Source organism: Rhizobium sp. Rhizsp42 (assembly GCF_047304155.1).
GTDB lineage: Bacteria > Pseudomonadota > Alphaproteobacteria > Rhizobiales > Rhizobiaceae > Rhizobium.
The window spans coordinates 1-1,122 of the sequence record NZ_JBGLYS010000106.1 but is presented as its reverse complement, the minus strand read 5'-3'; the positions used below and the strand labels follow the sequence as shown (position 1 = coordinate 1,122).

At 58.0% G+C, this 1,122-nt stretch carries 1 protein-coding gene; it reads left to right on the top strand.

The annotated features are described in order from the left end of the window. Nucleotides 1–1,121, top strand: a 1,121-nt coding sequence (locus tag ACCD05_RS31730) for a Dyp-type peroxidase (protein ID WP_413397637.1), incomplete at its 5' end; no start/stop codon positions are given. Nucleotide 1,122: the final 1 nt, after the last annotated feature.

The following is a 1,122-nucleotide window of genomic DNA, read 5'->3' as shown; positions in this document are numbered from 1 at the left end:
GGGGAACGCTCCCCAGCCTCCAGTTCAAGAACATCCCGAGGGACTTTCCGGGTATCAACGATCCTGCGAAGTCTGACTGGGAGAAGGGTGGCCCTTGGGACCCTGATCAGAGCGATCCTGATGCCATGATCCTGATTGCCGATGACGATGCTGGCCTCGTCTCCGCCGGTCTTGCTTCGCTGAAGGAAGCGTTTGAAAAGGCGAATGTCACCATTCTCGGCGTGGATCGTGGCGAGGCACAACGGCGCCGACAGTTGGGAGGAAGCCCTAAGGGGGAGGGCCTTGAGCATTTTGGATACGTTGATGGCGTCAGCCAACCACTCTTCCTCGCCGAAGACTTCCGGGTAAATAAGGCGTGGTTGGAGGAGTTCGTACCATCGCAGTTTATCGTGCCGGATCCAGCCAAGTGCACACCCTTCTCGTGCGGTAGCTATTTCGTCTACCGCAAGCTCGAGCAGAACGTGCAGCTGTTCAAGAAACAGGAAGACGAACTGGCGACGGCTCTGAAACTTGCCGGCGACGACAGAGAGCGAGCGGGTGCGCTCGTCGTGGGACGGTTCGAAGACGGCACGCCGGTTGTGCTCCATGGTGAAGAGCAGGCGGGTGTGCCGACGAACGACTTCAATTACGACGGCTATGGGGACGATGATCCAATGACCGCGAAATGTCCCTTCAAGGCGCACATCCGAAAGACCAATCCGCGAACCGCAGGGGACGCGGGGGAGCGTTCACGCATCATGGCCCGCCGTGGCATCACCTATGGAAAGCGCAATCGCGACAGTATCGACGAGGATTTTTCCGAGCACGATCAGCCGACCGGCAAGGTAGGCCTGCTGTTCATGGCCTATATGTCGGATATTTCCGAGCAGTTCGAATTCACGCAAAGCGCATGGGCTAACAACGTGGATTTCAAAAATCAGAACACCGGTGTCGACCCTGTCATCGGCCAGCAGCCGAACGGTCCCGGAGACATCGGGTGGACGGATGCCAGGACGGCAGCGACTGCGCAATTTGATTTCAAGACCGCCGTCAAGCTGATGGGTGGCGCATATTTCTTCGCCCCGTCAATCAGCTTTCTGCAGCGTGGCCAACCCAACGCTGCTGGTGCTGCAATAGCGTGAA